We start from the raw sequence: 25,150 nt of genomic DNA on the forward strand, positions 1-25,150 counted from the left end.
GAGCAAGCCGGCGCCGAGGTCGCGCCGTTCGGCGAGCGCGTACGCCCCGGCGACCCCGGCGACCAGCACGGCGACCGGCAGCGCGAGAACCCACCACCGCTCGTCGTCGAAGGCACGGATCTGGGTGCCCCAGCCCAGTGGCGACAACCAGGTCGGCCAGGCGCTGTCCAGGCGCACCCCGTCGGCGGCCGGCTCACCGAGCACGTCACCGGTGGCCCGCAGCAGGAACGCCACCCCGACCGTGGCCGAGGCGAGCGCGTTGGCGCCCCGGGAGGTCACCGAGAGCTGGGCGGTGACGGCGGCCAGGCCGGTGAAGGCGAGGCCGACCCCGACGATCGCCGCGGCGGCGGCCACCGAGCCGGCGGCCGGCAGCCCGGCGCCGACGAAGGCGACCGCCAGCAGCGCACCGGCCAGCATGTTGGCACCGACCACGACGACCAGGGCCGCGGTGAGCAGCGCGTACCGGCCGACGGCGGCGGCACCGAGCAGCTCCGCGCGGCCGGTCTCCTCGTTCTGCCGGGTGTGCCGGACCATGGCGAAGGTGCTGAGCAACGCGGTGAGCACGGCCAGGGTGAGGTACGTCTCCGTGACCACCACGGCACCGAGATCGGTGCTGGCGACCGGACCGTTGAAGGCGCGGGCGACGACACTGGTGTTCGCCACCTCGGCGTACCCGATGCGGTTCTGCTCGTCGGGGTAGATGCCGGCCACGCTCTCCGCGAGGGCGTAGCCGATCAGCGGGCTGCCGAGCGTCCAGATGGCCAGGCGGACCCGGTCGCGACGCAGGGCCAGCCGGGTGAGCCGGCCGGTGCCGGTGAAAGCGCTCATCGGGTGTCTCCGGCCGTCGCCTGCCGGTCTCCGTCGACGGCCTCGCCGTAGTGCCGCAGGAACAGTTCCTCCAGGGTGGGCGGTGTGCTGGTCAGCGCGCGGACCTCGAAGCGGACCAGGTGGGTCAGGAGCGCGTCGAGGTGCTCGGGTTCGACCTCCAGCCGGACGCGACCGTCGACGGGGCGGACCTCGTGCACGCCGGGCAGTTCCGGCAGGCCGGTCGCCGGGCGTCCGGTCTCGACGGTGACCGTGGTACGCGCCAGGTGCCGCAGCTCGGACAGGGTGCCGGATTCGACGATCCGGCCCTCCCGGATGATGCTGACCCGGTCGCAGAGCGCCTCGACCTCGGCCAGCACGTGGCTGGAGAGCAGGACGCTTGCGCCGGCCTGGGTGAGCTGGCGGACCTCCTCCTGGAACACCGCCTCCATCAGCGGGTCCAGCCCGGAGGTGGGCTCGTCCAGCACGTACAGTTCGACGTCTGAGGCGAAGGCGGCGACGATGGCGACCTTCTGCCGGTTGCCCTTCGAGTAGGCGCGGCACTTCTTCGTCGGGTCCAGATCGAAGCGTTGCAGCAGCTCGTCGCGGCGACGCCGGTCCAGCCCGCCGCGCAGCGCGCCGAACAGGTCGATCGCTTCCCCGCCGGAGAGGTTGGGCCAGAGGTTGACGTCGCCCGGCACGTACGCCAGACGCCGGTGCAGCGCGACCGCGTCGCGCCACGGGTCGCCGTCCAGGATGCGGACCTGCCCCGAGTCGCGGCGCAGCAGGCCGAGCAGGATCCGAATGGTGGTGGACTTGCCCGATCCGTTGGGTCCCAGGAATCCGTGCACCTCCCCCGGTTCCACCGTCAGGTCGAGCCCGTCGAGCGCGCGTACGCCGCCGAAGGTCTTGACGAGGTTCTCGATGGAGATCACGGACATGGTGCCTCCCGTCGTACCGGTGCCTACCGAGCCACTGTACTGACCGATGGTAAGGGGTCGATGCGAGGCGTCCCATCCGGCGGTCAGGAGCCACTACGCTTGGCGCATGACCGGGGACGAGACCGACGGCACGCGCAGCCGGGTCCTGGGTGCCGCGTCGGACCTCTTCTCCGAGCAGGGCTACCAACGCACCTCGCTGCGACAGATCGCCGAACGGTTGCGGCTGACCAAGGCCGCCATCCTCTACCACTTCCCCAGCAAGGCGCATCTGCTCGCCGCACTCGCCGAGCCGCTGATCCGCGACCTGGAGGCGCTGCTGGACACCGCCGGGGCGCTGCCCGGCCGGCAGGCGAGGTGGGCGCTGCTGGCGGGCTGGGTCGACACCATGCTCGCCCACCGCGGCCCGCTCGGCATGCTCTTCCACGACCTCGCGCTCGTCGACCGGGGCAGCACCTACCACCGACTGGTGCAGATCGCCATGCGGGCCAACGAGATCGTCGCCGGACCGGACGCCGGACGCCGGGACCGGGTCCGGGCGGTCCAGGCCATCGCCATGTGCAGCGATCCGGTGGTTTTCATGATCGACGTTCCCGCATCGGTCCTGCGGGAAGACATGCTCGACGGCGCCTGCCGGCTACTGGGCGAGACTTCCGCTGAGGTGGCGGCGACCGACCGGACCGGGCCGGTGACCGGCGCGCCCACCGGCACCGTCGCGGCGACGCCCGACCGAGTGGGCCGGCGACGGCCGGGACGACCTCGGTCGATGAGCCCGGACCAGGTACGGGCGGCCCGCCGGATGCATGGGGCGGGCACCCACTCGGCCGACGAGATCGCCGCCGAGTTCGGCGTCTCGCGCGCGACCGTCTACCGCCACCTCGAAGCGGACCAGGATAGCGAGACAGTTACAAGATAGTTTTAAGACATCGCCGGCAGGTCACCGCACCAGACCGAGCCCGGCGTACGTACGTTCGTGCGCTGGAAACTCCTCGTCGGTGTGCGGGGCGTAGATCCAGGTACGCAGCGAGTCGGCCGTCGTGTCGACCTCCACCAGCCGCACCGGGTTGGTCCGGCGGGAGTGGAACGTCTGCAGGAAGGAGTAGATCCGGTTGCCGTGCACGCCGGTGTCCACCCGGGAGGCCGCCGTGCCGGTGTGGCCGGAGAAGACGAACCGGATGTTCGGGTACCGCGTCACGAGGTTGTCGAAGACGTACTGCGGACTTGTCGAACCGTAGCTGGCCGACTGACCGATCGTGGCGTCGCTCTCCAGGTGGTGATGAGTGACGATCACGACGTTGTGCCGGGGATGGGCCGCCACGACCGTTTTCGCCCAGTCCACGGCCGCCCGGCGCGGCCACAGTTCCAGACTCAGCACCAGCCACTGCACGCCGCCGGCGGTGTAGGTGGCGTAGGCGTTGTCCACCTTGCCCGCCTCGAACTGGCCACCCACCGCGCCGAAACGGCCGGCGGTGAAGTACCTGTTGAACACCGTCGTGTCGCGCAGCAGTTGCCCGGCGGGGCTGCGCAGTTCCCCGTCCGGCCCGGCGGCCTGGGTGTCGTGATTGCCCACGGCGAGGGTGTACGGCACACCGGCCGTCTCCAGCGGACGCAACGCGGCCCGGGCCCGTTCGTACTGCACGTGGCCGGATGAGTCGTAGTTCACCACGTCGCCGGAGTGCGTGACGAAACGCAGGTCGAGGGTGGCGCGCTGGGCGACCAACCAGTCGATGCGCTGACGCAGCCGGGTGTCACCGGCCGACAGCATCTCCTCCTGGGTGTCCGGGACCACGGCGAAGGTGAAGGTCGCGTCGACCGCCGGCGGCGGCTGCACCCGCACGTACGCCAGGTGGGCGTTGCGGTCGCACGCGCCGGTGTACCGGTCGTTGACCAGCTCGACCCGAACCTCTCGCAAGCCCTCCGGCAGCTGCTCACCGATCGGATAGCTGCCGTAGTCGGTGGCGCTGGTCACGGTGACCTCGCCGATCAGCTCGCCGGCCGCCCTGACCCGCAGGGTCGGCCAGCCGTCGCAGTGATCGCCGATCGCCCCGACGACCAGCCGGCCGGCGCCTCGCACCGGAATGCTGGCATAGCTGGCGTTGTGCCACAGCGTGGCGTGGGTGCCCGACGGTGGCCGGGGCGTGCCCGTCGCCGGTTGGATCGAGCCGTTGACCACGGTGAACGGTGACGCCGCGTGCGCCGCGCCAGGCAGCACGCCGGCCGACAGGACGACCACGACCGCCATGATCGCGCGCGTGATCCGCATAGATGCCCTCCCTGTTGCCCACCTCCGGCAGCTGCCGGACAACGGGATGCTAAGGCAAACCCACCGGACATTCCGCCACCGCGACATAGACACGCAGTAACGTTTACCTTCACGTAACGTGATCTACCGCGCGGTGCGTGCGGTCAGCCGACCTCGACCCAGTCGAGGGTGCGCTGCACCGCCTTGCGCCAGCCGGCGTAGCCGGCCGCGCGCTGTTCCGGCGACCAGGACGGCTGCCAGCGCCGGCTCTCGTTCCAGTTGTTCCGCAGTTCGTCGGTGTTCCGCCAGAATCCGACGGCCAGTCCGGCGGCGTAGGCTGCGCCGAGGGCGGTGGTCTCGGCGACCACGGGCCGACTCACCGGCACGCCGAGGATGTCCGCCTGCAACTGCATGCAGAGGTCGTTGACGGTCACCCCACCGTCGACCTTGAGGCACTCCAGCGACACACCCGAGTCCCGCGCCATGGCCTCGGCCACGTCGCGGCTCTGGTAGCAGATGGCTTCCAGGGTCGCCCGGGCGATGTGCGCGTCGGTGTTGTAGCGGGACAGGCCGACGATCGCGCCTCGGGCGTCGGAACGCCAGTACGGGGCGAACAGTCCGGAGAAGGCCGGTACGAAGTAGACCCCGCCGTTGTCGTCGACCTGACGGGCGAGGTCCTCGCTCTGCGCCGCGCTGCTGATGATTTTCAGCTGATCGCGGAGCCACTGCACGGCCGAACCGGTGACGGCGATGGAACCTTCGAGCGCGTAGACCGGCGGCTGGCCGGCGAACTGGTAGCACACGGTGGTGAGCAGCCCGGCCTCGGAGCGGACGATCTCCGACCCGGTGTTCAACAGCAGGAAGTTGCCCGTACCGTAGGTGTTCTTCGCCTCGCCCGGGGCGAAGCAGACCTGCCCGACGGTGGCCGCCTGCTGGTCGCCCAGGTTCCCGGTGATCGGGACCGAGCCGGCGAAGGGGCCGGTGGGCAGGGTGACGCCGTAGGCGTCCGGATCGGACGACGGAACGATCCGGGGCAGCATCGCGCGTGGAACGCCGAAGATGGACAGCAGTTCGTCGTCCCAGTCCAAGGTCTCCAGATTCATCAGCATGGTCCGGCTGGCGTTCGTGGGGTCGGTGACGTGGGTGCCGCCGTCGGTACCACCGGTGAGGTGCCACAGCAACCAGGTGTCGGTGTTGCCGAAGATCGCCTCACCGCGTTCGGCGGCCGCCCGCACCCCGTCGACGTGCTCCAGAATCCACTGGATCTTCCCGCCGGAGAAGTAGGTCGCCGGCGGTAGACCGGCCCTGCGCCGGATGATCTCGCCACGCCCGTCGCGCTCCAACGCCGCGGCGATCCGATCGGTCCGGGTGTCCTGCCAGACAATGGCGTTGTAGTACGGCCGGCCGGTGCGCCGGTTCCACACCACAGTCGTCTCCCGCTGGTTGGTGACACCGAGGGCCACCAGGTCGCCCGCCGCCAGGCTGTGCGTGTTCAGCGCCGTACGCACGACCGTCTGGGTCCGTTCCCAGATCTCCAGCGGGTTGTGCTCGACCCAGCCGGCACGCGGCAGGATCTGCTGGTGTTCGAGCTGGTGGCGGCCGACCTCGTTGCCACCGTGGTCGAAGATCATGAACCGGGTGCTGGTGGTGCCCTGGTCCACGGCGCCGACGAAGTCAGCCATGCGGTTTCTCCTTGTCCTGGTCCTCGCTGCGGTACGGCCTCGGGGTAGATCCTTCCCGATGTCCGCGCCAGTGACCACGAACGGCTGCACGGACGCCGGGTGCGGCGGGCCGGGCGGGCGGACCGGCACCGGATGGGTAGGTCGGCGGATGGCCGGTACCGTTCGGCAGACCACCACTGGGGCGCCGCCGGCGGCGACCGGGACCAGGAGCGCACCATGCGGCTAGACCTACGCGACCGGACCATCCTGATCACCGGAGCGGCGCGGGGCATCGGCGCCCAACTGGCCCGGGCCGCCGCGGCCCGGGGCGCCCGGGTCGCCGCGGTCGGCCTGGAACCGGTGCTGTTGCGGCAGGTCGCCGCCGAGGTGGGCGGGCACTGGTACGAGTGCGACGTCACCGACCAGGCTGGCCTCGACGATGCCGTCGCCTCGACCGTGCAACGCTACGGCGGCATCGACGTGGTGGTGGCCAACGCCGGCATCGCCAACATCGGCACCGTGTCCACCGGCCCGGTTGACGCCCTGGCACGCACCATCGAGGTCAACCTGACCGGTGTGGTACGCACGGTCAGCGCGGCGCTGCCACACGTACGCGCCGCTCGCGGCCACGTCCTGATCGTCTCGTCGGCGGCGGCCTTCGCCGCAATGCCCGGGATGGCCGCGTACTGTGCGTCGAAGGCCGGGGTGGAGCAGTTCGGCAACGTGCTGCGGCTGGAGAACCGCCGGCAGGGACTGACCGTGGGCACCGCGCACCCGATCTGGATCGACACCGACCTGGTGCGCGACTTCCGCGACGACCTCGCCTCGTTCCACGTCGCGCAGCGCAAGCTGCCCTGGCCGCTGAACACCACGGTCAGTGTCGAACGGTGCGCCGAGGCGCTGCTACGCGGCATCGAAGGCCGCCGACGCAAGGTCTACGTGCCACGGTCCGTCGCTCTGGCTCAGGCACTGCGTCCGGTGGTGCTCAGCGGGTTCGCCGACCGGCTGATCGACCGGTTCGGCGGCGCGGAGCTGGCCGGGCAGATGGAGGCGGAGGTACACCGCCTCGGCCGGTCCTTCGGCCGGACGTCGGTGGAGGGTGGCCAGTAGCGTCCGGATGGTTGCCCCTCGGCAAGGGTCGCGGATGCTCGTGGACAACGTAATCTGCCTGCATGAACTACCTCGGCCCGCCGGACGCCCGGGATTCCCGCGACGCGTCCGCCGGCGACGGCGAGGCGACCCCACTGCTGTCCGAGTCGTTCAGCGCGCAGACCGTGACGGCGCTGCGGCACCTGCTCACCGCCCGGGTGTCCGCCGCCGGCCTCACCGGCGACGTGGCCGAGGATCTCGTCCTGGCCGTGCACGAACTGGTCACCAACGCCGTGTTGCACGGCGGGGGCCGAGGGCGGCTCGACCTGTTCCGGCGGGCCCACCTGCTCGTCTGCGAGGTCACCGATCACGGCCACGAGCGCGGCGCGGACCTGCCGGTGAACCTGCCGGCGACGAACACCCCGGGTGGCCGGGGTCTCTGGCTCGCCCGTCACCTGACCGGGGCGTTGACGCTGACCCGCCGGCCCGACGGGCTGACCGCGACCGTCACCGCCAGCCTGCGCGACGAGCCCGAGGTGGCCACGGACCGACCGCCGCACCCGTGAGACGTGCGGCGGCCGGTCCACCCGGTCAGCCGTTCTGCCTCTGCTGGCACGGCACGTGCGGCAGGATCTCCAGGCGTTCCCGGCCGCAGGGCGGATCGCCCGGACCCACCTGAAGGATGGCCAGCCAACGCAGACCACCACCAGAGCGGACCAAAGCCGTTAAGGTGACGGTGGCGGAGGAGTTTGTCCCGGCGCTTCGCCGCCGGCTCGGGCCACCCTGGCACCAGCCCTCGTCGGCCGGCAACGCCCCGCAGGAGGTGCCGGGATGTCGGAGGCGGTGCGCGACTTCTTCGACGGCCTCGCCGAAGGTGGGGGGCGGATGCTTCGCCAGGTCTGCGGCACCGTGCGTTTCGAGCTGGGCTACCCCGACCGGGTCGACCACTGGCTGGTCACCATCGACCAGGGCCGGATCATGGTGTCACGCGACGCCCGATCGCATGCGGACGCGGTGATCCACGCCGACGCACGACTCTTCCTGCGGATGGCCCGCGGCGAGGTCAAACCCCTGCCGGCGTGGCTGCGCAACGACTTCACCGCCGACGGTGAGTTCCGTCTCGTCATCATGCTGGAACGGCTGTTCGCGCCACCGCCCGACGCCCAACACCCCCGCGAGGTGGCCGCCCGCCGGCATCCCCGCCCCCTGGCCGAACACCGACAGCCGGCGCCGGGCGAGGCGACGCTTCCGGCCGGTGACGGGGAACCGCAGTGAGGAAACTCGTCCGCATCCTCGACGGCAACATCTTCGCGTTGAGCGAGGACAACGGCGACATGGTCCTCAGCTCCACCAATCCGAGTGGTTTCTTCGCCTTCGACACCCGCTTCCTGTCCACCTGGCAGCTGCGTCTCGACGGGGAGCCGCTGCACCCGCTCGCCGTGCACGATCCGAGCTATTACAAGATCCGGTTCTTTCTGGTCCCCGGCCACCCGACCCACTATGTCGACGCGAAGGTCTCGGTGATCCGCGACCGGTGGATCACCGACAGCTCCTTCGTCGAGCACCTCACCGTGCTCAACCACACCAACAGCCCCGTCGACTACGTGCTGCGCATCGACGTGGACAGCGACTTCGCCCCGGTCTACGACGTGGTCTGGCCGCGCGGGTCGGCGCTGCGTGGCTACCGCGAGGTTTCGGCAGACGGTCTGCGGCTCGGTTACCGACGGGAGAAGTTCCACCGGGTCACCGACGTCTCGACAAGCGAACCGGCGGAGTTCGACGAACGCGGGCTGACCTTCCGGATCCGGGTGGACCGGCAGGGCCGGTGGAGTACGACCCTGCGGGTGCAAGGGCTGGTGCTGCGTCCGGACGGGACGGACGTGCGGAGACGGCTGCTGCATCCGAACGGCTATGCCGGCACCGAGTTGCACCAGGACCTCAGCGAGTGGATCGCCCAAGCCCCCCAGTTGTTCTGCGAATGGAAGTCGTTGTGCACCACCTACCGGCGCGGGCTGGAAGACCTGGCCGGCCTGCGTTACTCTCCGCTGGCGCTGCCGCACGAGACCATGCTCGCCGCCGGGTTGCCCTGGTCGGCCACCATCATCGGCCGCGACAACCTGCTCACCTCCTACCAGGCCCTGCCGTTCGTTCCCCACCTGGCGGCGACCACCCTGCGCCTGCTCGCCATCGACCAGGGCACGGTGCTCGACGACTTCCGGGACGAGGAACCCGGCAAGATCCTCAACGAGTTCCGGTACGGGGAGATGGCCGCCTTCGAACATCGTCCCCAGTCCCCGTACTTCGGCGGAGCGGACGTGACCCCCCTGTTCATCGTGCTGCTGGACGAGTACGAGCGCTGGACCGGCGACGCCGCGCTGGTGCGGGACCTGGAGGACGCCGCCCGCGCGGCGTTGCACTGGATCGACGAGTACGGCGACCTGCGCGGCGACGGCTACCTCTGGTACCAGCCACGCAACGACGAGAGCGGGGCGCAGAACCACTGCTGGAAGGACTCGCCCGAGGCGATCTGCTACCGCGACGGCCGGCTGCCGGGGCTGCCCCGCGCCACCTGCGAGCTGCAGGGGTACGCGTACGACGCCAAGCGGCGCGGTGCCCGGCTGGCTCGCGAGTTCTGGGGCGACCCGGTGTACGCCGACCGTCTGGAACAGCAGGCCGAGCAGCTCAAGCGACGGTTCAACCAGGACTTCTGGATCGACGGGGGCGAGTACTTCGCGCTGGCGCTCGGCCCCGACGGTGACCAGGTGGACGCGCTGGCGTCGAACATGGGGCACCTGCTGTGGAGTGGCATCGTGGACACCTCCCGGGCCGCCGCGGTCGCCGCTCATCTGCTCGGGCCCCGGCTCTTCTCCGGCTGGGGGGTACGGACGCTGGCCACCGGGCAGGCCAGCTACAACCCGCTCGGGTACCACGTCGGTGCGGTGTGGCCATTCGACAACTCGCTGATCGCCCGTGGACTGCGCCACTACGGGTTCGTCGAGGAGGCGGGGGTGATCGCGGAGTCCGTCATCGAGGCGTCCCAGCATTTCGCCGGGCGGATGCCGGAGGCCTTCGCCGGATACGACCGGGAACTTACCCGCTTTCCGGTGCCGTACCCGGCTGCGAACAGCCCCCAGGCATCCGCCACCGGTGCCACCTTTCTGCTGCTGCGCACCCTGCTCGGCCTGGAGCCGCACGGCGACCATCTGGTGGTGCATCCGGAGATCCCGTTGCGCTTCGGCCGGATCGAGCTGCTGAACATACCCGGACGCTGGGGTCGTAAGGACGCGATCGGCAACGCCCGCGTTTGACGGTTCGCCAGCAGCGCGCGGTGATAAGCGGTGAGCCGATCCGCCGCCCGAGCGGTCCGTGCCGCCACCGACCAGGTCGATTGCGCTGTCAAGGCCCCCTCCGGACGCCGGTGGGGCCTCCCCGGGCTCCGCTGCCGGCGGTGCCCGCCCGCCGAGTAACGTGCTGCGGCATGACTGGCGTGGCGTACTCGCATTGTTCGTACTGCGGCGCGGGCTACCCGCCGCCGGTCGGCTGGCCCCGGCTCTGCGCGAGCTGTGGTCAGCAGGTCTGGCGTAACCCGCTGCCGGTGGCGGTGGCCGTACAGCCGGTGCTGACCGCCACCGGTCTCGGTGTGGTCGTCGTCCGGCGGGACATCGAACCCGCCCGAGGGCTGCTCGCCCTGCCCGGCGGGTTCATCGAGTACGGCGAACGGTGGGAGGACGCCTTGGTCCGCGAGCTGCGCGAGGAGACCGGGCTGCAGGCCGAGGCGGCCGGTGCCAGGCTGGTCACCGTGCAAAGCGCGCCGGCCGGCGGCACCATGCTGATCTTTGGGGAGCTGCCGGTACGCCGAGCCGAGAATCTTCCGCCGTCGGCGCCGACCGCCGAGGCCACCGAGTGGCTGGTGCTGACCGAACCGACCGAGCTGGCCTTCTCCACCCACACCGAGGTACTGGCTGACTTCCTCGCCCGCCGCCCGGTCTGACCCGCCGGGCCGACCGGCTTATCGGCCGCGCTGTCGGTGGCCGGAACCAGGCGTGTCCGACGAGCCGACCGGCGGTGCGAGCTATCCTCCCCGGATGGGCACCTCCCCCAGCGCCGAGCGGACTCTGATCGCGTCGAACCGTCGGGCCCGCCACGACTACGCCGTGCTCAAGACGTACGAGGCCGGAATCGTGCTCGCCGGCACGGAGGTCAAGTCGCTGCGGGTGGGACGCGTCTCGCTGGTGGACGCCTTCGCGCAGGAACACGACGGGGAAATCATGCTGCACGGGCTGCACATCGCCGAGTACGGCTACGGCAGCTGGACCAACCACGCGCCCCGGCGTACCCGCAAGCTGCTGCTGCGCCGGGTGGAGATCGCCCGGATCCTTGACCGGACCCGCGAGGGCGGGATCACCCTGGTGCCGTTGTCGATGTACTTCTCCGGCGGCTGGGCGAAGGTCGAGCTGGCGCTGGCCAAGGGCCGACGGTCGTACGACAAGCGGCAGGTGCTTGCCGCACGCGACGCGAACCGGGAGATCGCCCGCGAGCTGGGCCGCCGGCTCAAGGGCCGCCCAGGTCGGCGCTGAGCCGCAACCGGGTCTCGCCCTCGGGCCGGCTCGGCCGGCGCGGGACGCCCGGAGACCCTCGGGAACCCGCGACGGTTTCCCCAGCGGTCTCTCAGTCGGCGAGCAGCTGGGCGTGGGCCGCGCGTAACCGGGCCAGCGCGGGAACACTGCCCGGCGGGCATCGTCGATCCAGCTCAGCCCAGACCTCGGCGAGCGCCATGGTCACCGCCCGCAGCTCGGCGGCGTGCCGACGCCCGCTCTGCTGCCGCTGAGCGTCGAGGCGCCGGGACCAGCCGGCGGTGACCTCGGCCAGGCGCGCGGCGTCGGCGCGGGCCTCAGCGACGGTGCGGGCGGCCGCCGCCGGCACGATCGCGGCGACCGGCCGGGGGTCGCCGTCCCGGGTGACCACAGTGACCGAGTCGGTCAGCTCGGCCATGGCGACGAGTTGGCTGAGTCGGGTGCGCGCCTCGCGAAGGGGCAGCGAGCGCGCCGGGGCGTTTCGCGGAGTGAGGGCGGGGACAGCCATGAATACATGGTCGGTGCCGGGTACGACACTTTCCGCGACCGTCAGCGCGACGAATGGTCCCGGCGCAGCGATGCGTCGTTTCCCACGGTCACCGGGCCGGTTCAGGCCGGAGAGTGGTACGCCAGCACACCCCGGTTGACGGCGTTGATCGCCTGCCGCGCGGTGGCCCGCAGCTCGGTCGAGGCACCACCGGAGTCGGCCAACTGGCCGAGCAGGTCCACCACCTGTCGGGTCCACCGGACGAAGTCCCCGGCAGGCATCTCGCCGTCGAACTCATGCCCGCTGGCCAGCACCTTCGCCAACGCCTCACCCCGGGCCCAGCGGTAGACCGGCCAGGCGAAACCGAAATCCGGCTCGCGGGTGACGGCCAGCCCGCGCGACGCCTCCTCGGCCTCGATCTCACTCCACAGCTTCAGGGTCGCGTCGACCGCCTCGGCCACCGCGCCACGGGGCAGCGAGGCCCTTTCGTCGACGTCGCGGCGGGCCTCGAAGACCACCACCGACACCGCCGCGGCCAGCTCGGCCGGCGACAGCCCGTCCCAGACGCCGCGCCGCAGGCACTCCGCCACGAGCAGGTCCGCCTCCGTCCAGATCCGCCCGAGCATCCGGCCGGCATCGGTGACGGCGCCGTCGGCGGCGAGAAAGCCGCGGCCGGTGAGCAGCGCGACGATCCGGTCGAAGGTACGCGCCAACGACCCCGTCCGGCCGGCGACCCGCTGCCGCAGCTCCTCGGTGTCGCGTTCCAGCCGGCGACGGCGCTCGGCCCAGCGGGCGTGCTCCTCCCGCTCGGGGCAGGCGTGGCAGGGATGCCGGCGCAGCTCGGTACGCAGCTGGCTGAGCTGGTGGTCCTCGCCCGACTGCCGACCCCGGGCCCCTCGGCGGGAATGCCGGTCCAGACCGGTGCCGCTGACCTGGGCCGCCAGGTCCCGCCGGGCCGCCGGATTGCGCGGATTGAAGTGCTTCGGCACCCGGATACGGGCCAGCACCTCGGCCGGGGTGGTGAAGTCGCCGGGGCTGATCCGGCCGGCCCAGCGATCCTGGGTCAGCACCAGCGGACGTGGCTCGCTGAAGCCACCGGCCGCCGGATCGAGCACCACGGCCAGGCCCGCCCGCCGCCCGGACGGCACCCGGATCACGTCACCCACCCGCAGCCGCTCCAGGGCCGCCACCGCCGCCGCCCGTCGTTGGCTCTGCCCCTGCCGGGCGATGGCCCGCTCCCGGTCGGCGATGTCGACCCGCAGGGCGAAGTACTCGTCGAAGTCGCCGTGATGGCACTCCGCCTCGACGCCGTACGCCTCGATCGTCTCGGTGTTGCGTTGCACCTGCCGGGCCAGGCCGACCACCGAACGGTCCGCCTGGAACTGCGCGAACGACGACTCCAGCAGCGCCCGCGCCGACTCCGCGCCGACGCTGCCGACCAGGTTGACCGCCATGTTGTACGACGGTCGGAAGCTGGACCGCAGCGGATAGGTCCGGGTGGAGGCCAGACCCGCCACATGCCGGGGGTCGGTCTCCGGGGACCACACCACCACGGCGTGCCCCTCCACGTCGATGCCCCGTCGACCGGCCCGGCCGGTGAGCTGGGTGTACTCCCCCGGGGTCAGGTCGACGTGCGCCTCGCCGTTGTACTTGACCAGGCGTTCCAGCACCACGCAACGGGCCGGCATGTTGATGCCCAGGGCGAGGGTCTCGGTAGCGAAGACCGCCTTGACCAGGCCACGGACGAACAGCTCCTCCACGACCTCCTTGAACGCAGGCAGCATCCCGGCGTGGTGCGCGGCCAGCCCGCGCTCCAACCCGTCGAGCCACTCCCAGTAGCCGAGCACCGACAAATCCTCGCCGGGGATGGCGGTCACCCGGGACTCCACCACCCGGCGGATCTCCGCCCGCTCCTCGGGCGAGGTGAGCCGCAGCCCGGCGGCGAGGCACTGCTGCACCGCGGCGTCGCAGCCGGCCCGGCTGAAGATGAACAGGATCGCCGGCAGCAGTCCCTCGCGGTCCAGCCGGTCGACGATGTCCGGACGTAGCGGCCCCCGCCAGCGGGGGCCGCGCCGGCCGGCACCGAAGCTGCCGGAGCGTCCCTCACCGAGATCCAGCCGGCGCATCGTGTCGCGCGTGTAGCGCAGCAGTTCCGGGTGCACGTCGTGCTTGCGTGCCGCCGCGGCGTCGTGGAACAGGTCGAACATCCGCTTGCCGACCAGCATGTGCTGCCACAGCGGCACCGGCCGGTGCTCGCTGACCACCACGGTGGTCTCGCCCCGAACCGTGATCAGCCAGTCGGCGAACTCCTCGGCGTTGGAGACCGTCGCCGACAGCGACACCAGGGTCACCGAGGCGGGCAGGTGGATGATGACCTCCTCCCACACCCCGCCCCGGAACCGGTCGGCCAGGTAATGGACCTCGTCCATCACCACGTACGCCAGGCCGTCGAGGGTCGCCGAGCCGGCGTACAGCATGTTGCGCAGCACCTCGGTGGTCATCACCACCACGGGCGCGTCGCCGTTGATGGCGTTGTCGCCGGTGAGCAACCCGACCTGCTCGGCACCGTACCGGTCGACCAGATCGTGGTACTTCTGGTTCGACAACGCCTTGATCGGCGTGGTGTAGAAGCACTTGCGCCGAGCCCCGTCGGCCGGTGCCGGCCGCCCCGGCGCACCCCGCAAGGCCAGGTGTACGGCGAACTCGCCGACCACCGTCTTGCCGGCTCCGGTCGGGGCGCAGACCAGTACGCCACTGCCCCGTTCCAGGGCCTGACACGATTCCCGCTGAAAGTCGTCGAGGTCGAACCCCAGGTCAGCGGTGAACTCTTCCAGCGCCGGGAACTGTGAGGCCTGGGCGGCCCGGCGACGCGCCGCGGCGTACCGCTCGGCGGGGCTCGACATGTCCCCAAGATTAGTGCGTGCCCACGACGGGCACCCGGCAAGGCCGAGCGCCGGGGCGGTCCGAGTGGGTCGGTAGGGTGCACCACGTGCCGGATCATGCCGAACCGACCAGCCCCGTGCCCGACGTCGACGGGCCGGGTCCGTCCCGTCGGCAGGTGCGGGCGGTGCTGTTCGACTTCCACGGCACCCTCGCGCAGGTGGAGGAGGCCAGCCAGTGGGTGCTGGCCGCCGCGTCGGCGTGCGGCGTGGACCTGGACCGGGTCCGGGCGACCGCCCTGGCCGACCGGCTGCTCACCGCCGGCCGCGCCGGTGGGCCGCTGCCCGCCCGGGTACCGCCCCAGCTGGCCGAGTTGTGGGCCGACCGGGATCTGTACGAGCACGCCCACCGCGGCGCGTACACCGGGCTGGCCGACACCGTCGACGCCGGCATCGACGGCTTCGCCGAGGCGCTGTACGAACGACTGCTGGTGCCGCAGGGCTGGGTGCCCTACCCCGACACCGCGCCGACCCTCGCCGCGCTGCGGGCCGCCGGCGTCCGGGTGGCCGTGGTCAGCAACGTCGGCTTCGACATCCGGCCGCTCTTCGCCGCCTGGGGACTGGCCGACCTGGTCGACGCCCACGTGCTGTCGTACGAGGTGGGCCGCTGCAAGCCCGATCCGGCGATCTTCTGGCGGGCCTGCGGCCTGCTCGGCGTCGACCCCGAGGAGTCGCTCATGGTCGGCGACACCCCCGCCGACGCAGGTGCCGTCGCCGCCGGCTGCGCCGCGCTGATCCTGCCCGCCGCCGACCCCGGCCGCCCCAACGCCCTCGGCTCCGTCCTCAACCTCCTCCCCACCCTCTGACCGCCGCGATCATGCAGTTGTGGCACCTGATTCATCCGGTTGAGCGGCTTTCATCCGGTGCCACAACTGCATGATCCACGGGAAAGGCGGGGCGGGCGGGGGCGGGGGCGGGGGCGGTCAGCGGAGGAGGTGGAGGGCGGCGGGGGTGGCGGTGACGGTGAGTGGGAGCGGGAGGGAGCGCTCGCCGTCGGCGTAGGTGGTGATGATGCCCTCCGCGGCGAGGGTGACGGTGCGGGCGCGGTAGGTGCGCACCAGGGGGTGGGTGACGTGGGTGCCGGCATAGATGCGCGGCTTCACCCGGATCAGGGTGCGTCGGTCGAACCGGCCGCCGACCACCACGTCGAGCAGGCCGTCGGTCGGGTCCGCGTCGGGGCAGATCCGCATCCCGCCGCCGTAGCTGGCGCCGTTGCCGACCGCCACCAGGACCGCGTCGACCTCGAACCGCTCGCCGTCGAGGGTCAGGGTGTAACGGCGTGGCCGTAGTCGGGCAAGTTCCACCAGAATGGCCAGTTCGTAGCGGCGTGGGCCGCGCGGCCAGCGCATCCGGTTGGCCCGCTCGTTGACGATCGCGTCGAATCCGGCCGCCAGCACCGCGCCGTACCAGCGGACCGTGCCGTCCGCCCCGGTCATCCGGGCCAGGTCGACCGGCCGGCTGTGCCCCTCGCGCAGGGCCGTCGCGATGACGTCGACAGCGGCCCGCGGGTCGGCCGGAAACCCGGTCTCCACCGCGAAGTCGTTGCCGGTGCCCGCCGGGACCGGTCCGAACGGCACCGAGGTGCCGGCCACGGCCTGCATCGCCCGGTGCACCGTGCCGTCGCCACCCACCGCGACCAGAGCGCCGATCCCCTCGGCCACGGCGGTCCGGCAGGCCGCCTCGGCCTCCGCCGCACTACCGGCCCGCAACAGCCGCACCGGCCGACCGGCGGCCGTGATCCCATTCAGCAGGTCCGGCAGCAGCCCTCGGCGCCGGCCACGGCCGGCGGTCGGATTGGCCAGCACGGCGACGGGCCCACCGGGTACCGACAGGTGATCGTCTGAGGTCACGGCGAGCACCGTACCCGCCCGGACCGGCGCGGGCCCCACCGTGTCGACCCGGCAGCGGCCAGCGCCGGCAACAGTGCCACCGGCTGCGCCGCAACTGTCACTTGTCATGACCGATCGCGCGGCACGCACTCATCTCCATGACTGAAAACACGAGGGCGCCGAAGAGCAACCCGACGCCGACGGCGGCGGCGCCATGAAGGCGAAACGGGAGACGGTGGCCCCCGAGCGCACACACAAAGAGCGACAAGCCTCCCAGACGTGGAAGGCTTGTCGCTCCGATGCCGCGAAGCGGCGGGGTCAGGTCACGTCGTCGTACCGTCGCTCGATCGTCAGGGGTCGGGTCACGGGCTCGGGGGCGTCGATCGGGCTGACCCCGCCGACCGGCTGTCCGGCCTCCACCGGCTCCCGGTCGAACTCCAGCGGGGATGCCTCGTCGTCGTCGGTGTCCGCGTACATCTCCTTGCCGCGTCCCCGACGCTTGTCGTTGAGGAACGCGACGCCGACCGCGGCGAAGTAGAGCGCACACAGGCACAACGCCAGCGCGGTCATGCCGAACGGATCCGGCGTGGGGGTGACCACCGCCGCGAAGGCGAAAAAGGCGAAGACCGCGACCCGCCACCAGCCGAGCAGCCGCTTCGCACTGGCGATGCCGACGAAGTTGAGCATCAGCACGATCAGCGGAAACTCGAACGCCACCCCGAACATCAGGATCAGGTTGGTGATGAACGATATGTAGCGGGTGATGTCGAGCGTGGTGTTGATGTCGTCGCCGGAGACCTGTAGGAGAAACTCCAGCCCCTTCGAGGCGACGAAGTAGGCCAACACCGCACCGGCGGCGAACAACGGTGCCGCCAGGCCGGTGAAGACATAGGCGTACCGACGCTCGTGCCGGTGCAGGCCCGGTGCGATGAACGCCCAGAGCTGGTAGAGCCAGACCGGCGCGGCGAGGATCAGGCCGACCCAGAGACCGATCTTCAGATTGAGCAGGAAGAGGTCGGCCGGGCCGAGCTGAACGAAGTTGCATCGGCCGTCGGCGAGCTGACTGCCGGGCAGCTGACAGTACGGCTGGGACAGCAGCTCACGTACCGGCCCGGCCAGCCAGATACCGACGCCGAAGCCAACCAGAATGGCAAGCGACGCCTTGAACAGACGATTGCGCAACTCGCGGACGTGCTCGATGAGAGTCATCGAGCCGTCGGCGGCCCGCTCGAAGTCGCTCGGTCCGCGCTTGCGGAGTCCGAAGGCCACGGTTACCGGACCCGGGGATCAGTTCTCGCGGACGCGCTGCACCGGGTCGACGACCGGCTGCTGCACGGTGCCCTGGTAGGGCTGCTGCGGCGGCGCCGGCTGCTGCGGCGGGTACGGCTGGTAGCCAGCCTGCGCGTCGGCCTTGCCGGCGAGGTCACGGTCGTCGTCGGCCAGGCTCTTCGTCTCGGCCTTGATGATCCGCAGCGAGCGACCGAGGGACCGGGCGGCGTCGGGGAGCCGCTTCGCGCCGAAGAGCAGGATCAGCACGACCACGAGTACGGCGATGTGCCACGGCTTGAGGGCACCCATGTGAAGCTCCAGTCGCTTGTGCCAACGGGGGTGTTCGCAGCCCATCGTACGTGCGACGAGGGCCGTTGCCACCCGCCGGGGCGGTGGGGGTTCGTCCCGGCGGGTGAAGTCTCGGCCAACCGCGAGTGTCCCGTCAACCTCAGTCGCCGCGACGGGCTTTGATCACGGTGAGCCGCTGCTGGGTCGTCTCCAGCCGGCTCTGCAACCCCTCCGCCCGCTGCTGGAGGCTCTCCGCCGCCTCACTCAGCGCCGTCGCCTCGTCGGCGCGCCGCTGCAACGCCAGCGCCGCCCGCCGCAGTCGGGGCAGTCGCGCCATCACGGGTCGTACCGCCAGGGCGAGCAGAACCAACGGCACCAGCACCAGCGCGAGCACGATCCACTTCAGCACGCCGGCCAGCCTACTGCCTGTCGCCGGCCGCCGCCGGGTCAGCGTCCACCGACACCGGCCGGGCGTACGCCTCCAGGGCCGCCACCGCCGACTCGTGGATCTGCCCGGCCAGTTCGGCCGGCGCGACGACCTCGACGTCCGGGCCGAGACCCAGCACGAACCGACGGGCCCAGCCGAGGTCGGTGACCCGCAGTGACACCAGCCACCGTTCGCCGTCGGACCCGACCCGCTCGCAGGGGTAGTACTCGGTGATCCACCGCTCCCCCCGGCCGATCCGCAGTGTGATCAGCGGCAGGTCGGGCGAGGGCCGGAACGCCCCGTCGCGCAGATCCTGCGGTCGGGCCTGTGGCGGTACCACGGCCGGCTCGGCCAGTTCGGTGACGGCATCGATCCGGTCGGCCCGGAACAGCCGCACCGCCTCGGCGCGGCGGCACCACGCCTCCACGTACGTCCGGCCACCGACCATCAGCACCCGCAGCGGGTCGATGACCCGCTCGGTGGTCTCGTCGCGCGTCGCCGTGTAGTACGTGATGCGCAGCGCACGACCACCCTCCACCGCGGCGCGCAACTGCTCCACCCGCCCGGTGTCGCCGGGCAGCCGCACCTCCACCGGCGCGGCGACCAGGTCACCGGCGGCGTCCTCGATCTTCGCGAGGGCCCGCTCGACCGCCTCCCGGTTGGCGACTCCGGGTGTCTCGGCCAGCATGCGCAGCGCCACGACCAGCGCGAGGGCCTCGTCCGGGGTGAGCCGCAGCGGCCGGTCGATGCCCGCGTCGTAGGTGATGGTCACCCGGTCACCGTCGAAGGCCATGTCGATCAGGTCACCCGGGCCGTACCCGGGCAGCCCGCAGACCCAGAGCAGCTCCAGATCCTCCCGCAGCTGCCGCTCGGTGACGCCCAGGTCACCGGCCGCCTCGGCAAGCTCGATCCCGGGCCGGGCGAGCAGGTACGGCACCAGGTTCAGCAGCCGGGCCAGCCGGTCCGCCGAGGCCCGGGAGCCGTTGCGGGCCGCCGGACGGGTCGGGCCGCTCACCGGACAACCGCCAGGGAGTCGTGGCGGGCGGCGATCTCCTTGAGCCGCTGGATGACCGCCTCCCGGACCTCGGGCGGATCGATCACCCGCACGTCCGGCCCGTACCCGACGAGGTGACCGGCCAGCGAACAGGCGTCGCCGTACGGCAGGACCAGCCGGTCCACGTCCGACCCGGCGGTGACCTCGACCGCCCAGCGGCGCAACCCGGCGGCCCGCCCGGGGGTGACCAGCACGGTCGCCCGGCCGGGTCGCTCGACCGGGCCGGACCAGCGGGCCACGTGACTGATCAGGTCGACACCGGTCGGTGGCTGGTAGGCACCCGACTCGCCGGTGGCCCGCACCGGGCCCACCACCCGGGACAGGCGGAAGCAGCGGGTGGCGTCGCGGTCCAGGTCGTGGCCGACCACGTACCACCGGCCCCGCCAGCAGACCACACCCCACGGTTGCAGTCGACGCCGGGCGGACGCGTCGCGGTCCGGCACCCGGTAGTCGAAGCGGACCTCCCGCCGGTCGCGGGCAGCCGCGGTCAGCGGCGCGAACGCCGGGTCGACCGTGACCATCGGCTCCAGCCCGAGGGTGGCCTGCGGATCCACGTCCACGCCAGCGGCGCGCAGCTTCGCCAGCCCCGACGAGGCGGCGGCGGCGAGGCCGGCGTGCTGCCACAGTCGCGCGGCGATGCCCACTGCGGCCGCCTCGTCCGGCTGGAGGGGAATGTCCGGCAGCGCGTACTCCCGGCGGGCGATCCGATACCCGGGCTCCGCGTCGAAGGCGCTCGCCGTCCCGGTCTCCAGCGGTACGCCCAGTTCCCGCAGCTCGGCCTTGTCCCGCTCGAACTTGCGCTGGAATGCCTCGTGCTCACGGGCGTCGTCCGGATCGTGTTCATAACCGGGCACGGTCGCGGCGATCTGCGCGGCGGTCAGGAACCGCCGCGTGGACAGCAGGCAGATCACCAGGTTGACCAGGCGTTCGGTGCGGCTGCGCGACACCTCGTAGACGCTAGCAGCCCGCACCCCGCACGCAGGTACCCCACGCCTACCACTCGCCCCGTCTCGCCGATCATGCAATCGTGGTCGGTCAATTGCCCCGATAGACGAATATTGCTCCGGCCACAGGTGCATGATCGGCGGCGGTACCCGGCGGGCCGGGGCGGATGGGTGGGCGTTAGCGTGCGGGGGTGGTGCGGTGGCGGGCAGGTGCGGTGGTCAGGGTGCGTCGGCGGTGGGCCGGTGCGATGGAGCTGGACGTCGAGGTGGACGGCGGCGGCTCGATGCGGGCGCTGGCCTATCCGGCGCTGGTCGGTGAGCCCGAGCCGGGCGATCGGGTGCTGCTCAACGCCGGTGCGCTGCTGATGGGCCTGGGCACCGGCGGGTACGCCCTGGTCGTGGCGCTGCCGCAGCGGCTGCCGCCGGACCCGCCGCAGGCCCTCGACTCCCGGGACGCGGGTCATCTGGTGAAAGCCCGCTACACCCCGTTGCAGCCGATCCTGCTCGGCGTCGATGAGGAGGCGTCACCACACCGGGAGGTGCTGGCCGCCGCCGACGACCTGGCCGGTCTGCCGGTGGTGACCGCCGACCTGCACTCCGCGCTGCCGGCGATCCTGGCCGGAATTCGGGTCGACGCGCCGCAGGCGCGGGTGGCGTACCTGCTCACCGACGGTGGGGCGTTGCCCGCCTGGTTCTCCCGAACCCTCACCGGGCTGCGTGACGAACTGGTCGGCACGATCAGCGTCGGGCAGGCGTTCGGCGGCGACCTGGAAGCGTCGACGCTGCACAGCGGGCTGCTCGCCGCCCGGCACGTGCTCGGCGCCGACGTGGCGGTGGTGGCGCAGGGGCCGGGCAATCTCGGCACCGGCACCCGGTGGGGATTCTCCGGGGTGGCCGTCGGTGAGGCGGTCAACGCCGTGGCCACCCTCGGCGGACGCCCGGTCGGCTCGGTGCGGATCTCCGCCGCCGATCCGCGACCCCGGCACCGTGGCGTGTCGCACCACAGCCTCACCGCGTACGGCCGGGTGGCGCTGGCCCGTGCGGAGCTGGTGGTGCCGACGGACCTGGAGCCGCTGCTGGCCGCCGAGGTCGACGCCGCGATGAAATCGCTCGCCGAGCGGCACACGCTGGTGCGGGTGGACACCACCGGGCTGGACGCGGCGCTGCGACGAAGCCCCGTGCCACTGTCGACGATGGGGCGCGGACTGGACGCCGACCACGCCTACTTCCTGGCCGCCGCCGCAGCCGGCCGGCACGCCGCCCGGCTGGCGGCGCAGACGCCCCCGGCACCGGCCGACCGCTGACCAGGCGCCCGCGCTACTGCCGCCGGGGCCTTGCCTGCGCCTCAGGCGAAGATGATCAAGGCGGCCCAGGCGCCCACGATCAGGGCCAGGGCGACGGCCAGCACCCAGGTGGGCACGGTGTACTCGCCGCGGCGGTTACGCTCGATCTCGGCGCGGATCTTGTCGCGGCGGCGGTCGAGCCAGCCCTGCCGCTGAGCGCCCGGGGTCGGAGGTTCCGGAGGAATCATGGCCCCATCACCCTACCCGGGGCCGGCCGGTCGACACGGCCCCGGTCGGCCCGTCACATGCTGGCGATCAGCCGTTCCACCCGCTCGTCGTACGCCCGGAACGGGTCCTTGCAGAGCACGGTCCGCTGCGCCTGATCGTTGAGCTTCAGGTGCACCCAGTCGACGGTGAAGTCCCGTCGCTTCTCCTGGGCGTGCCGGATGAACTCACCACGCAGCCGGGCCCGGGTGGTCTGCGGCGGCGTCTCCTTCGCCTCGTAGATCTCCGGATCGGTGGCCACCCGGTCCACGTCGCCGCGCCGCTCCAGCAGCGCGTAGAGGCCCCGCCCCCGACGCAGGTCGTGATAGGCCAGATCCATCTGCGCCACCCGGGGGTGCGACAGCGGCAGGTCGTGCTTGCGCTGGTAACGCTCGATCAGCCGCAGCTTCGTCACCCAGTCGATCTCCCGGGAGACCGGTTCCAGGTCACCGGTCTCGACCGCCCGCAGCACCCGACCCCACAGCTCCACCACCCGCTTGGCGGTCTGGTCGCCGCCCCGGCGCTCGACGAACTCGGTGGCCTTGGCGAGGTACTCCTGCTGGATCTCCAGGGCGCTGATCTCCTTGCCCGAGGCCAGCCGCACCTTCCGCCGGCCGGTGATGTCGTGCGACACCTCCCGGATCGCCCGGATCGGGTTCTCCAGGGTGAGGTCGCGCATCACCACGCCGCCCTCGATCATCCGGAGCACGATGTCGGCGGTGCCGACCTTCAGCAGCGTGGTGACCTCGTTCATGTTGGAGTCACCGACGATGACGTGCAGCCGGCGGTAGCGTTCCGCGTCGGCGTGCGGCTCGTCCCGCGTGTTGATGATCGGGCGGCTGCGGGTGGTCGCCGAGGAGACACCCTCCCAGATGTGCTCGGCCCGCTGGGACAGGCAGTAGACCGCGCCGCGCGGCGTCTGCAACACCTTGCCCGCGCCGCAGATCAGCTGCCGGGTGACCAGGAACGGGATCAGCACGTCGGCGAGCCGGCCGAACTCACCGTGCCGGGACACCAGGTAGTTCTCGTGGCAGCCGTACGAGTTGCCGGCCGAGTCGGTGTTGTTCTTGAACAGGTAGATCTCTCCGGCGATGCCCTCGTCGTGCAGCCGCTTCTCCGCGTCGATGAGCAGCCCCTCCAGGATCCGCTCGCCGGCCCGGTCGTGGGCGACCAGGTCGATCACCGAGTCGCACTCCGGGGTGGCGTACTCGGGATGTGAGCCGACGTCCAGGTAGAGCCGCGCGCCGTTACGCAGAAAAACGTTGCTCGACCGACCCCAGGACACGACCCGGCGGAAGAGGTACCGGGCCACCTCGTCAGGGGACAGCCGCCGCTGTCCGCGGTAGGTACAGGTGACGCCGTACTCGGTCTCCAGACCGAAGATTCGCCGTTCCATGATGAGACATTAGCCGTAAGGAGGCCCTGTTCGTCACTGTCAGGGACGTGCCGGCCTCAACCGTCTGTGGAACCGGCCATCACGGCGAGAGTCTCGACATACCGACGGCACGCGTCGTACCGCGGCAGCAGCCCGGCCGTTCGGGCCTGCGCCAGGGTCGGCGCCGCGGCGTCGCGGGCCGACAGCTGCGCCCCGGTGGTCGGCCAGTCGATGCCCAACTCGTCGTCCAGCGGATGCACCGTGTGCTCGGCCGACGGGTTGTACGTGGTGGAGCAGAGATAGGTCACGGTGGCGTCGTCGGTCAACGCGCAGAACCCGTGGCCGAGCCCCTCGGCCACATAGACCGCGCGCCGGTCCACGTCGTCCAGGCGCACCCCCTCCCACCGGCCGAAGGTGGGCGAGCCGAGCCGCAGGTCGACGATCACGTCCAGCACGGCCCCCCGCAGACAGGTGACGTACTTCGCCTGCCCCGGTGGCACGTCGGCGAAGTGGATACCGCGCACCACGTCCCGGGCCGAGATGGACAGGTTTGCCTGGGCCAGCCGCAGCGGGTGCCCGACCGCCTCGCCCAACTGGTCGAAGCGGTACCACTCCAGGAACAGCCCGCGCGGGTCGCCGTGCTGCTGCGGGGTGATCTCCCAGGCGCCCTCGACGCTCAACGGCCGCAGCTTCATCGGGCCACCCCCACCTGAAAGAACTCACCGGTCGGCTCCTGCCGCCCACCGGCGGCGAGTAGATCGAGCAAATAGTTCCCGTAGCCGCTCCTGGTCAGCGGCTCGGCCAGGGAACGCAACTGGGCGTCGTCGATCAGCCCGGCCCGCCAGACGGCCTCCTCGACACAGCCGATCTTCATGCCCTGTCGTTCCTCGATCACCCGGACGAACTCCGCAGCCTGCACCAGCGAGGTGAAGGTGCCGGTGTCCAGCCAGGCGGTTCCCCGGTCCAGCACGGTGACCGACAGCTCACCCCACCGCCGATACGCCTCGTTCACCGCCGTGATCTCCAACTCGCCCCGGGGGCTGGGGGTGAGCCCCCGGGCGATCTCCACCACCCGGTTGTCGTAGAAGTACAGGCCGGGCACCGCGTACCGGGACGTCGGGCGCTGCGGCTTCTCCTCGATAGACAGCACCCGACCGTCGGCGTCGAAGTGCACCACGCCGTACGCCTGCGGATTGGCCACCGGGTAGGCGAAGATCCGGCCACCCGCCGACTCGCCCGCCGCCAACTGCCGGCCCAGGCCCATCCCGTGAAAGATGTTGTCGCCGAGGATCAACGCCACCGACTCGTCGCCGATGAAGTCCGCGCCGAGCACGAACGCCTGCGCGATGCCCTCCGGGCGAGGCTGGGCGACGTACTCCAGCCGGAGCCCGAACTGACCGCCGTCGCCGAGCAGCCGCTGGAACTGGCCCTGCTCCTCCGGCGTGGTGATCACCAGGATCTCGTGTATCCCGGCCATCACCAGGGTGGAGAGGGGGTAGTAGATCATCGGCTTGTCGAAGACCGGCATCAGTTGTTTCGACACCGCCCGGGTGATCGGCCACAGCCGGGACCCGGTGCCGCCGGCCAGCAGGATTCCACGCATCCGGGGCAGCCTACCTGCAATCGGACGAACAATCGCGCAAGCCTGCACTGTCGATGTGGCCGTTTCGCGTAGACTTCCGG

General features: G+C 71.6%; 24 protein-coding genes and 1 pseudogene. 9 read left to right on the forward strand and 16 right to left on the reverse strand.

Going from position 1 to position 25,150, the window contains the following annotated elements; translation table 11 throughout:
• Together AC2CHE_RS01390 and AC2CHE_RS01395 are read right to left on the reverse strand one after the other, a co-directional pair.
• Positions 1-828, reverse strand: a pseudogene (locus AC2CHE_RS01390) (anibiotic ABC transporter); the annotation flags it as partial.
• Positions 825-1,745 carry an ABC transporter ATP-binding protein gene (locus tag AC2CHE_RS01395; RefSeq protein ID WP_484503035.1) on the reverse strand — a complete coding sequence of 307 codons (921 nt, stop codon included), beginning with the start codon at positions 1,743-1,745 and terminating at the stop codon, positions 825-827. The gene AC2CHE_RS01395 and the pseudogene AC2CHE_RS01390, both read right to left, overlap by 4 nt.
• Positions 1,746-1,851: 106 nt before the next feature.
• On the opposite strand from AC2CHE_RS01395, the gene AC2CHE_RS01400 reads away from it, so the two are divergent.
• Complete coding sequence (locus AC2CHE_RS01400) at positions 1,852-2,658, forward strand: TetR family transcriptional regulator (protein WP_484503036.1); 807 nt, start codon at positions 1,852-1,854, stop codon at positions 2,656-2,658.
• A 21-nt stretch (positions 2,659-2,679) separates the two neighbouring features.
• Here AC2CHE_RS01400 and AC2CHE_RS01405 read toward each other — a convergent pair whose 3' ends face one another.
• Together AC2CHE_RS01405 and glpK are read right to left on the reverse strand one after the other, a co-directional pair.
• Positions 2,680-4,005, reverse strand: coding sequence for a metallophosphoesterase (locus AC2CHE_RS01405; RefSeq protein WP_484503037.1), 1,326 nt, complete (start codon positions 4,003-4,005; stop codon positions 2,680-2,682).
• A 143-nt stretch (positions 4,006-4,148) separates the two neighbouring features.
• Positions 4,149-5,666, reverse strand: a complete 1,518-nt coding sequence (glpK, locus tag AC2CHE_RS01410) for a glycerol kinase GlpK (RefSeq protein ID WP_484503038.1) — start codon at positions 5,664-5,666, stop codon at positions 4,149-4,151.
• A gap of 216 nt (positions 5,667-5,882) precedes the next feature.
• Between glpK and AC2CHE_RS01415 the strand changes: the two genes are divergently transcribed.
• The 6 genes from AC2CHE_RS01415 to smpB all read left to right on the forward strand — a co-directional run bounded on the left by AC2CHE_RS01415 (position 5,883) and on the right by smpB (position 11,311).
• A complete protein-coding gene (locus AC2CHE_RS01415; RefSeq protein ID WP_484503039.1) occupies positions 5,883-6,755 on the forward strand; it encodes an SDR family oxidoreductase in 873 nt (290 codons plus the stop codon).
• 62 nt (positions 6,756-6,817) lie between these two features.
• Positions 6,818-7,300 (forward strand): ATP-binding protein, encoded by a 483-nt coding sequence (locus tag AC2CHE_RS01420; protein WP_484503040.1) that lies wholly within the window; start codon positions 6,818-6,820, stop codon positions 7,298-7,300.
• Positions 7,301-7,565: 265 nt separating this feature from the next.
• Complete coding sequence (locus AC2CHE_RS01425) at positions 7,566-8,009, forward strand: SCP2 sterol-binding domain-containing protein (RefSeq protein ID WP_484503041.1); 444 nt, start codon at positions 7,566-7,568, stop codon at positions 8,007-8,009.
• Positions 8,006-10,042 (forward strand): amylo-alpha-1,6-glucosidase, encoded by a 2,037-nt coding sequence (locus tag AC2CHE_RS01430; RefSeq protein ID WP_484503042.1) that lies wholly within the window; start codon positions 8,006-8,008, stop codon positions 10,040-10,042. Before AC2CHE_RS01425 ends, AC2CHE_RS01430 begins: the two co-directional genes overlap by 4 nt.
• Positions 10,043-10,212: 170 nt before the next feature.
• Positions 10,213-10,725, forward strand: coding sequence for an NUDIX domain-containing protein (locus AC2CHE_RS01435; protein ID WP_484503043.1), 513 nt, complete (start codon positions 10,213-10,215; stop codon positions 10,723-10,725).
• Positions 10,726-10,819: 94 nt separating this feature from the next.
• The gene (gene smpB, locus AC2CHE_RS01440; RefSeq protein WP_484503044.1) at positions 10,820-11,311 is read left to right on the forward strand and encodes an SsrA-binding protein SmpB; all 492 of its coding nucleotides are present in this window, start codon (positions 10,820-10,822) and stop codon (positions 11,309-11,311) included.
• A 91-nt stretch (positions 11,312-11,402) separates the two neighbouring features.
• Here the strand turns inward: smpB and AC2CHE_RS01445 are convergent, their stop codons facing one another.
• Both AC2CHE_RS01445 and AC2CHE_RS01450 read right to left on the reverse strand, forming a co-directional pair.
• Positions 11,403-11,816: a type II toxin-antitoxin system Phd/YefM family antitoxin gene (locus AC2CHE_RS01445; RefSeq protein WP_484503045.1), complete on the reverse strand. Its 414-nt coding sequence runs from the start codon at positions 11,814-11,816 to the stop codon at positions 11,403-11,405.
• Between the two features lie 101 nt (positions 11,817-11,917).
• A complete protein-coding gene (locus AC2CHE_RS01450) occupies positions 11,918-14,698 on the reverse strand; it encodes a DEAD/DEAH box helicase (RefSeq protein WP_484503046.1) in 2,781 nt (926 codons plus the stop codon).
• A 155-nt stretch (positions 14,699-14,853) separates the two neighbouring features.
• On the opposite strand from AC2CHE_RS01450, the gene AC2CHE_RS01455 reads away from it, so the two are divergent.
• On the forward strand, positions 14,854-15,540 hold the full coding sequence (locus AC2CHE_RS01455; protein ID WP_484503155.1) for an HAD family hydrolase: 687 nt from the start codon (positions 14,854-14,856) through the stop codon (positions 15,538-15,540).
• 117 nt (positions 15,541-15,657) lie between these two features.
• On the opposite strand, the gene AC2CHE_RS01460 is transcribed toward AC2CHE_RS01455, so the two are convergent.
• The 6 genes from AC2CHE_RS01460 to AC2CHE_RS01485 all read right to left on the reverse strand — a co-directional run bounded on the left by AC2CHE_RS01460 (position 15,658) and on the right by AC2CHE_RS01485 (position 20,548).
• On the reverse strand, positions 15,658-16,593 hold the full coding sequence (locus tag AC2CHE_RS01460; RefSeq protein ID WP_484503156.1) for a diacylglycerol kinase: 936 nt from the start codon (positions 16,591-16,593) through the stop codon (positions 15,658-15,660).
• 288 nt (positions 16,594-16,881) lie between these two features.
• Positions 16,882-17,832, reverse strand: coding sequence for a twin-arginine translocase subunit TatC (gene tatC, locus AC2CHE_RS01465; RefSeq protein WP_484503047.1), 951 nt, complete (start codon positions 17,830-17,832; stop codon positions 16,882-16,884).
• An 18-nt stretch (positions 17,833-17,850) separates the two neighbouring features.
• Positions 17,851-18,141: a Sec-independent protein translocase subunit TatA gene (gene tatA / locus AC2CHE_RS01470; protein WP_484503048.1), complete on the reverse strand. Its 291-nt coding sequence runs from the start codon at positions 18,139-18,141 to the stop codon at positions 17,851-17,853.
• Between the two features lie 139 nt (positions 18,142-18,280).
• Entirely contained in the window at positions 18,281-18,529 is a 249-nt protein-coding gene (locus AC2CHE_RS01475; RefSeq protein ID WP_484503049.1) for a hypothetical protein, read from the reverse strand.
• 10 nt (positions 18,530-18,539) lie between these two features.
• Positions 18,540-19,562, reverse strand: a complete 1,023-nt coding sequence (locus tag AC2CHE_RS01480; RefSeq protein WP_484503050.1) for a helix-turn-helix transcriptional regulator — start codon at positions 19,560-19,562, stop codon at positions 18,540-18,542.
• Complete coding sequence (locus AC2CHE_RS01485; protein ID WP_484503051.1) at positions 19,559-20,548, reverse strand: helix-turn-helix transcriptional regulator; 990 nt, start codon at positions 20,546-20,548, stop codon at positions 19,559-19,561. The genes AC2CHE_RS01480 and AC2CHE_RS01485 overlap by 4 nt, the downstream gene beginning before the upstream one ends.
• 188 nt (positions 20,549-20,736) lie before the next feature.
• Here AC2CHE_RS01485 and AC2CHE_RS01490 point away from each other — a divergent pair, with 188 nt between their 5' ends.
• Complete coding sequence (locus AC2CHE_RS01490; protein WP_484503052.1) at positions 20,737-21,849, forward strand: DUF3866 family protein; 1,113 nt, start codon at positions 20,737-20,739, stop codon at positions 21,847-21,849.
• Positions 21,850-21,890: 41 nt separating this feature from the next.
• On the opposite strand, the gene AC2CHE_RS01495 is transcribed toward AC2CHE_RS01490, so the two are convergent.
• The 4 genes from AC2CHE_RS01495 to rfbA are packed head-to-tail and all read right to left on the reverse strand — an operon-like array spanning position 21,891 to position 25,070.
• The gene (locus tag AC2CHE_RS01495) at positions 21,891-22,076 is read right to left on the reverse strand and encodes a hypothetical protein (RefSeq protein ID WP_484503053.1); all 186 of its coding nucleotides are present in this window, start codon (positions 22,074-22,076) and stop codon (positions 21,891-21,893) included.
• Between the two features lie 53 nt (positions 22,077-22,129).
• Positions 22,130-23,488, reverse strand: coding sequence for a Pup--protein ligase (gene pafA / locus AC2CHE_RS01500; protein ID WP_484503054.1), 1,359 nt, complete (start codon positions 23,486-23,488; stop codon positions 22,130-22,132).
• Between the two features lie 56 nt (positions 23,489-23,544).
• The gene (locus AC2CHE_RS01505) at positions 23,545-24,162 is read right to left on the reverse strand and encodes a dTDP-4-dehydrorhamnose 3,5-epimerase family protein (protein ID WP_484503055.1); all 618 of its coding nucleotides are present in this window, start codon (positions 24,160-24,162) and stop codon (positions 23,545-23,547) included.
• Positions 24,159-25,070, reverse strand: a complete 912-nt coding sequence (gene rfbA / locus AC2CHE_RS01510; RefSeq protein WP_484503056.1) for a glucose-1-phosphate thymidylyltransferase RfbA — start codon at positions 25,068-25,070, stop codon at positions 24,159-24,161. The genes AC2CHE_RS01505 and rfbA overlap by 4 nt, the downstream gene beginning before the upstream one ends.
• Positions 25,071-25,150: the final 80 nt, after the last annotated feature.

The sequence above is a fragment of the Micromonospora sp. ATLC16 genome, from assembly GCF_057196645.1.

Excerpts from the sequence above, each read along its gene's own strand:
- rfbA (WP_484503056.1), bottom strand. The coding sequence starts at position 25,070 with ATGCGTGGAATCCTGCTGGCCGGCGGCACCGGGTCCCGGCTGTGGCCG.
- AC2CHE_RS01450 (WP_484503046.1), bottom strand. The coding sequence starts at position 14,698 with ATGTCGAGCCCCGCCGAGCGGTACGCCGCGGCGCGTCGCCGGGCCGCC.
- glpK (WP_484503038.1), bottom strand. The coding sequence starts at position 5,666 with ATGGCTGACTTCGTCGGCGCCGTGGACCAGGGCACCACCAGCACCCGG.
- smpB (WP_484503044.1), top strand. The coding sequence starts at position 10,820 with ATGGGCACCTCCCCCAGCGCCGAGCGGACTCTGATCGCGTCGAACCGT.
- AC2CHE_RS01420 (WP_484503040.1), top strand. The coding sequence starts at position 6,818 with ATGAACTACCTCGGCCCGCCGGACGCCCGGGATTCCCGCGACGCGTCC.
- pafA (WP_484503054.1), bottom strand. The coding sequence starts at position 23,488 with ATGGAACGGCGAATCTTCGGTCTGGAGACCGAGTACGGCGTCACCTGT.
- AC2CHE_RS01400 (WP_484503036.1), top strand. The coding sequence starts at position 1,852 with ATGACCGGGGACGAGACCGACGGCACGCGCAGCCGGGTCCTGGGTGCC.
- AC2CHE_RS01415 (WP_484503039.1), top strand. The coding sequence starts at position 5,883 with ATGCGGCTAGACCTACGCGACCGGACCATCCTGATCACCGGAGCGGCG.
- AC2CHE_RS01445 (WP_484503045.1), bottom strand. The coding sequence starts at position 11,816 with ATGGCTGTCCCCGCCCTCACTCCGCGAAACGCCCCGGCGCGCTCGCTG.
- AC2CHE_RS01405 (WP_484503037.1), bottom strand. The coding sequence starts at position 4,005 with ATGCGGATCACGCGCGCGATCATGGCGGTCGTGGTCGTCCTGTCGGCC.
- tatA (WP_484503048.1), bottom strand. The coding sequence starts at position 18,141 with ATGGGTGCCCTCAAGCCGTGGCACATCGCCGTACTCGTGGTCGTGCTG.
- AC2CHE_RS01495 (WP_484503053.1), bottom strand. The coding sequence starts at position 22,076 with ATGATTCCTCCGGAACCTCCGACCCCGGGCGCTCAGCGGCAGGGCTGG.
- AC2CHE_RS01395 (WP_484503035.1), bottom strand. The coding sequence starts at position 1,745 with ATGTCCGTGATCTCCATCGAGAACCTCGTCAAGACCTTCGGCGGCGTA.
- AC2CHE_RS01435 (WP_484503043.1), top strand. The coding sequence starts at position 10,213 with ATGACTGGCGTGGCGTACTCGCATTGTTCGTACTGCGGCGCGGGCTAC.
- AC2CHE_RS01425 (WP_484503041.1), top strand. The coding sequence starts at position 7,566 with ATGTCGGAGGCGGTGCGCGACTTCTTCGACGGCCTCGCCGAAGGTGGG.
- AC2CHE_RS01505 (WP_484503055.1), bottom strand. The coding sequence starts at position 24,162 with ATGAAGCTGCGGCCGTTGAGCGTCGAGGGCGCCTGGGAGATCACCCCG.